At 74.2% G+C, this 5,714-nt stretch carries 4 protein-coding genes and 4 pseudogenes; 5 read left to right on the forward strand and 3 right to left on the reverse strand.

Annotated features, from left to right (window positions below; genetic code table 11):
- Together KSK32_RS32660 and KSK32_RS33925 are read left to right on the forward strand one after the other, a co-directional pair.
- Positions 1-1,004: pseudogene (locus KSK32_RS32660) on the forward strand (PLP-dependent aminotransferase family protein); the annotation flags it as partial.
- 89 nt (positions 1,005-1,093) lie between these two features.
- On the forward strand, positions 1,094-1,846 hold the full coding sequence (locus tag KSK32_RS33925) for a low temperature requirement protein A (RefSeq protein ID WP_308163836.1): 753 nt from the start codon (positions 1,094-1,096) through the stop codon (positions 1,844-1,846).
- A 611-nt stretch (positions 1,847-2,457) separates the two neighbouring features.
- Here KSK32_RS33925 and KSK32_RS33930 read toward each other — a convergent pair.
- Positions 2,458-2,848 (reverse strand): annotated as a pseudogene (locus tag KSK32_RS33930) (long-chain fatty acid--CoA ligase); the annotation flags it as partial.
- Between KSK32_RS33930 and KSK32_RS34745 the strand changes: the two are divergent.
- A pseudogene (locus tag KSK32_RS34745) lies at positions 2,849-3,816 on the forward strand (FAD-dependent monooxygenase); the annotation flags it as partial.
- A 110-nt stretch (positions 3,817-3,926) separates the two neighbouring features.
- Here the strand turns inward: KSK32_RS34745 and KSK32_RS33945 are convergent.
- Positions 3,927-4,082, reverse strand: a complete 156-nt coding sequence (locus tag KSK32_RS33945) for a hypothetical protein (RefSeq protein ID WP_254188940.1) — start codon at positions 4,080-4,082, stop codon at positions 3,927-3,929.
- Positions 4,079-4,264 carry a hypothetical protein gene (locus KSK32_RS33950; RefSeq protein WP_254188941.1) on the reverse strand — a complete coding sequence of 62 codons (186 nt, stop codon included), beginning with the start codon at positions 4,262-4,264 and terminating at the stop codon, positions 4,079-4,081. Before KSK32_RS33950 ends, KSK32_RS33945 begins: the two co-directional genes overlap by 4 nt.
- Before the next feature lie 616 nt (positions 4,265-4,880).
- Between KSK32_RS33950 and KSK32_RS35080 the strand changes: the two are divergent.
- Together KSK32_RS35080 and KSK32_RS35085 are read left to right on the forward strand one after the other, a co-directional pair.
- Positions 4,881-5,398: pseudogene (locus KSK32_RS35080) on the forward strand (hypothetical protein).
- Positions 5,356-5,714: hypothetical protein (locus KSK32_RS35085; RefSeq protein ID WP_374226762.1), on the forward strand; the 359-nt coding region annotated here is incomplete at its 3' end. The pseudogene KSK32_RS35080 and the gene KSK32_RS35085, both read left to right, overlap by 43 nt.

A 5,714-nucleotide genomic window follows, 5' to 3' on the forward strand; every position in this document is an offset into this window, starting at 1 on the left:
CGACCGGCATCATCGAGCTGCGCGAGGCGGTGGCCCGCCCTACACGGACGCGGTCCTGCCCACCAGCCCGGAGCAGATCATGTCACCAGCGGCACCCAGCACGCGCTGGACCTGGTGCTGCGGCTGGCCCTGTCGCCCGGCGGCGGCGTGCTCGTCGAGTCGCCCACCTACCCCAACGCGCTGGCCGCGCTGTCCGCCCGGCGGCCCGGATCGCCACGCACGGCCTGTCCGAGGACGGCTGGGGGACGCCGAACTCCTGCTCGGCAGCCTCCGGCAGACCGGGCCGAAGCTCGCGTACGTGATCCCCGAGTTCCAGAACCCCACCGGCCACTGATGGCCGCCGATCTGCGCGAGCGGCTGGTCGGGCGGCCCACGCGGCCGGCACCGACCTGGTGGTCGACGAGTCCTTCGTCGACCTGCCGCTGGACGACACCACGCTGCCGCCAACCGGTGGCCGTCTTCGACAGGCACTCCCGGGTGATTCAGCATCGGCGGCATGAGCAAGCCCTACTGGGGCGGGCTGCGGATCGGTGGGTACGGGCCTCCGCGCCCCAGGTGCAGCGGCTGGCTGCGGCCGGGTCGGGGTGGACATGGCCAGCCCGGTGCTCGACCAGCTCGTCGCCGTGCACCTGCTCACCGAGGCGCCGGCCATCGTGGCCGCCCGCCGGGCCCAGCTCGTCCACCCACGGGACGTCCTGGTCGCCGCGCTCGCCGACCGGCTGCCCGACTGGCGGGTACGGGTACCGAGCGGCGGTGTCACGCTCTGGCCGAGCTGGACGGCCCGATCTCCAGCGCGCTGGCCCGCGCGGCCGAGGAGTTCGGCGTACGGCTGGCGCCCGGACCCCGGTTCGGCCTGGACGGGACGCTGGAACGCTTCCTGCGGCTGCCCTTCACCCTGCCCGCCGACGAGCTGGTGGAGGCGGTCGGGCGCCCTCGCGGCGGTCCGCTACGACCTGGACCGCACCAGCCGCCCGCAGTGGCGGGAGCCCAGCGTCATCACCTGAACCGGCCCGATCCGTGTGGTGAAGAGGTCCGAACCCCGGCACCGGCCGGACCGGCGCCCGCACACTGCCCGGGTGGGGAACGGGAAGCGGTGTCCGACGGTCGTGGACCGTGCGGTCCGCGGCCCCGGGTTCCCGCCACCACCCGGCTGGAGCTCTTCTACCGACCTGTCTTCGTCTTCGCGTTCCTGAGCGTCACCACGCTCACCGCATCGGAGCTCACCCCGGCCAACCTGTACCGCTTCCTGCTGGTGCTGGCGCTGCTCTGGTGGTCGTGGGACCGGCTTCGCCCGGATGGCAACTTCTTCCGCGCCGACCAGGGTGTGCTGCCGCTGGTCGGTGTCGTCACCGTGGCGGCGACGTTCCTGCTGGTGCTCAGCGCGCCCAGCGCGTTCGAGGACCTTCCCGGTGGGCTGCCCGGCCCGCTGATCTTCGCCGGCTGCTACTTCGTGATCCGGATGGCCCAGCTCACGGTCTTCGGCTGGGTGGACCGCGCCGACATGGCCCGGCGCCGCCGGCTGCTGCTGCGGGCCGCGTTACCGGCCGGCGCCACCGTCCTGCTGGTCATCGCCGAACCACCGTGCCGTCGTGGCTGCCGCACGAGCGGTTCGCGATCCCGCTGCACCTGTCGCTCTGGACGCTGGCGCTGCTCGTCGAGTACGTCGGCGGGGTCACGCTCGCCCGTCAGTGGTGGTGGTCGTCTCGGCCGGGCACTGGGCCGAACGGCACGCGTTGATCGTGCTCGTCGCGCTCGGTGGAGTCGATCATCGCACTCGGTCTCGGCCCCAAGCGCGGACTGCCGCTCACCGGCCCGGTGGCGGTGTCGGCTCTGCTCGGCATCGTGATCGTCGCGCGCTGTGGTGGCCTACTTCGACAATCGCTCGCCTTCGCGCTGGAGCAGAAGCTGCACCACGCCCGGGACGAGGCCACCCGGGTCCGGATGACCCGCGACGTCTACACGTTCATGCACCTGCCGATGGTCGCCGGGGTCCATCCTCTACGCGCTCGGCCTGAAGGACCTGCTGGCCGAGGCCGCCACCCCGAGTCGCCCTCCTGGGGCCTGCCACTGGCGGCTTCTGGGGCGCGATCCTGTTCGGCGGGGTGGCGTTGTACCTGCTCAGCTCGGGCCGGCTGCTGGTGGCTCGCGCTGCGCGAGGTGCACACCGGCCGCTGCTGCTCGCGTGGCTGGCGCTGGCCGTGGTCGGCCCTTCGTCTTCCGTGTCCCGGAGCTGATCGCGCTCGGTGTGCTCGCGGTGATCACGGGTGCCGGTGTCGCCTGGGAGACGCGCCGCGAGGACGGCCTCGGCGCCGGGTCCGCCGGCTCGCGCTGGAGGAGCAGGTCGCCGCCGAGGCCGAGCAGAGCCACTGGCGGCAGCAGCACCCCTGTGGGCGCCGACGCGACCGGCCGTGCCCCGGGACGGTGGGCACGGCCGGCGCGACCGTTCGGCGGTGCGGGTCACAGCTCGGCGAGCGTGCCCTCGTACATCTTGTCGATCTCGGAGGCGAAGTTCGTCTCCCCGCTGCGGCGGCCTGATCTTCAGCGACGGCGTGACCTCGCCGTCCTCGATGGTGAGGTCGCGGGGAAGGATCGTCACCTTCTTGATCGTCTCCCAGCGTTTGAGCTTGGCGTTCAGCTCGGCACGTAACCCTCGACCATCCTCCCGCGCCTGCGGCGAGGTGACGATCGTGGTGTAGTCGCTGCCCTCCAGCGGGGTGCCGGCGGCCCAGCCCTTGATCGCGTCCGGTCCAGCGTCACGAGCATGGTGGCAGTAGTTGCGCGCCTGCCCGATCACCACGGCCTGCGAGGTGTACGGGCACACCGCCTTGAACATGCCCTCGATGTGTGACGTACCGGGACGGGCCACTGGCTGGTGCAAGGGCCCCGGTCCACGCCCGCCGAGCGGATGCCGGTGGTTGGTGCACCGGGAGGACTGCACGACGCGCTGATAGCGGGCCTGGGTGACCGGGTCGAGCTGGCGGACCGGACGTGACGTGCGGACCGTACGCGCGGTGTCGGCGAGCGTCGGCGGTGGGGCGACGGCCGGCACACCTACGAGGCGGACCTGGTGGTGGCCGCCGACGGCACGGACAGCGAGATCCGCCGGCAACCTCGCCCCGGAGACCGCGGTGGTTCAGTTCCGGTTGCGCCGCCTGGCGGGCGGTCATCCCCTGGTACCGGGCTCCGCAGCTGCCTGACGACCAGCCGGTGCACGGCGAGACGCTCGGGCGCCGGGTACCGCTTCCTGGCCGCCTCGCTCGGCGAGCGGGGCACGGCGGGCGCGTCCCGCCGGGGCGGCGTCTACTGGGTCGCCACGGCCGCGCGCGCCCCGCCCGAACCGCGGAGATCCAGCTCGCGCTGCTCAAACGCTGGTTCGCGGGCCGGCCCGCCCCTCGTGCACGCTGCTGGAGGCGACCGACCGGAGGACGTGGTGCAGCAGGAGATCCGCGAGCTGCGCCCGCTGCCCAAGGCGTACGGCTTCCTCGGCCGGCCCGGGCGGCGTGGTGCTGCTCGGCGACGCCGCGCACGCCATGCCGCCGCACCTCGGGCAGGGAGCGCCTGCCTGGCGTTCGAGGACGCGGCGACGCTGGCCGGGCTGCTGCGGGAGTCCGGCTGCCGGACGCGGTGACCGCGTACGACAGGTTGCGCCGCCCCCGCGCGGCCACGATGGTCCGGCAGACCCGGCGGATGTCGCGGGTCCTCCAGGCCCGGGGCCGGCTGGCGCTGCGCGCCCGGGACGCCGCACTGGGCACGATCAGCCCGCGCCTGCGCAACACCGCCGCCGCGGCGGCCGCCGCCTGGCAGCCGCCGTCCTGACCCGTGCCGCGCGACGCCGTCCTCTCGGCGGCCCGGTCTCCCGGCGGCCCGGTCTCCCGGCGGCCCGGCCCCGGCGGCGCGGGCTCGGGGGCACGTGGGCCGGGCCGCGCTCAGATGACGGCGGTGGGCTCGGCGATGCAGGCGGTGCCCACCCGGCGGAACCCGACCCGCAGGTAGACGCGGGCGATGTCCTCGCTGCCGGCGCTCAGGAAGATCAGGTCGGTACCCAGGCGGCGCGCAGCTCCCGGGGCGAGGGTGGCGGTCACCGCCGCGCCGAGCCCGCGCTGCCGGCGGACGGCAGCGTGGCCACGCCGGCGATCTCCGCCACGTCGTCCACCCACCCGCATCGCCATCCGCTGGCGAGCGCGCCCTCCCCGGGCGCCTCGGCGAGTACCGAGATGCGCCGCCCGTCGGCGACCCGGGTCGCCTCCTCCTCCAGCGCGGCCACGTCCAGCTGGCGAGGGCGGCGTCCCGCTCGGCCGGTCGGCGTCGCCGCGCGCGGTGCCGGCCGTTGGCGAAGCCGACCGCCGCGACGGCCCGCCGCAGCGCGATGTCCGCCGCGAACCGGGGTCGGCGGGGTCCAGCACCCGCACCGGTACGTCGGTGAACGTCCCCGGCTCGGGCAGCCGCTCGGCTCCAGCAGCATCAGCGGCGCCTCCAGCACGCTGAGCCCGGCGGAGCGGGCCACCGCCAGCAGGTCGGGGCTGGTGCTCGTGCACCCACTCGAACGCCTCCGGCAGGCCCAGCTCCCGCTGCCGGGCGCGGACCGCCGTCACGTCGGCGAGCGTGGGCGCCTCGGTGGCGTCGTGCCGGGCCGGGCGTAGAACGGCCAGCCCGCCCCGTCCCGACGAACAGCACCAGGGCGCCGTAATCCTCGGTCCGGGCCCCGTCGCGGCACCGCGTCGTAGAACCGCTCCAACCGGTCGAGTGCGTCAGCGCGTGCGAGATCCACCGCGCGAGACTACACGTCCCAGCATCTGGAAGTGTGATCAATCTGAACTGGCCTTGCGCCGGAGCCCTAACGTAGACTCAATAAACCGCAGAGGGCCGACGTCGTCCCCATCATGATCCAACCTGAGTGGACAGGAGGCCCGGTGGCCTTTCCGTACCCCTCACAGCCCGCAGCCGGCCCCACAGGCGACCGGCTCTACTACCCCGCGTACGAGCACGACGCCTGCGGTGTGGCCTTCGTGGCCGACCTGCACGGGCGGCGCTCGCACCAGGTCGTCGCGAACGGCCTCGGGGCGCTGTGCCGCCTGGACCACCGGGGCGCCGGGGCGCGGAGCACAACACCGGAGACGGCGCCGGGATCATGATCAGGTGCCGGACGCGTTCCTGCGCGCCACCGTCCGACTTCCCGCTGCCCCCGGCCGCCAGTACGCCCCGGCCTGGTGTTCCTGCCCGACGACGACGCGGCCGAGGCCCCGCGCCCGCCAGGTGGTCGACAAGTACGCGCTGGTCCGAGGGCGCCGACGTGCTCGGCTGGCGGGAGGTGCCGACCGACCCGTCCGGCCTGGGCGAGACCGCGGCTTCGCGGCGATGCCCCGGGTCCGGCAGCTGTTCGTGGCCGCGCACCGGCTGACCGGCTCGCCGGACGGCCCGGCCGGCTCCCCGCTGACCGGGCTCGACTGGACCGGGTGGCGTTCTGCCTGCGCAAGCAGGTCGAGCGGGAGACCGCCGAGCGGGGCGTGCCGTCGTACTTCCCGTCGCTGTCGGGCCGCACGATGGTGTGGAAGGCATGCTCACCCCGGACCAGCTCCCGGCGTTCTAAACCCGGAGCTGACCGACGAGCGGGTGGTCAGCGCCATCGCGCTGGTGCACTCGCGCTTCTCGACAACGTTCCCGTCCTGGCCGCTGGCGCACCCGTACCGGTTCATCGCACACAACGGCGAGATCAA

The organism is Micromonospora sp. WMMB482, assembly GCF_019038635.1.
In the GTDB taxonomy this organism is placed as follows: domain Bacteria; phylum Actinomycetota; class Actinomycetes; order Mycobacteriales; family Micromonosporaceae; genus Micromonospora; species Micromonospora marina.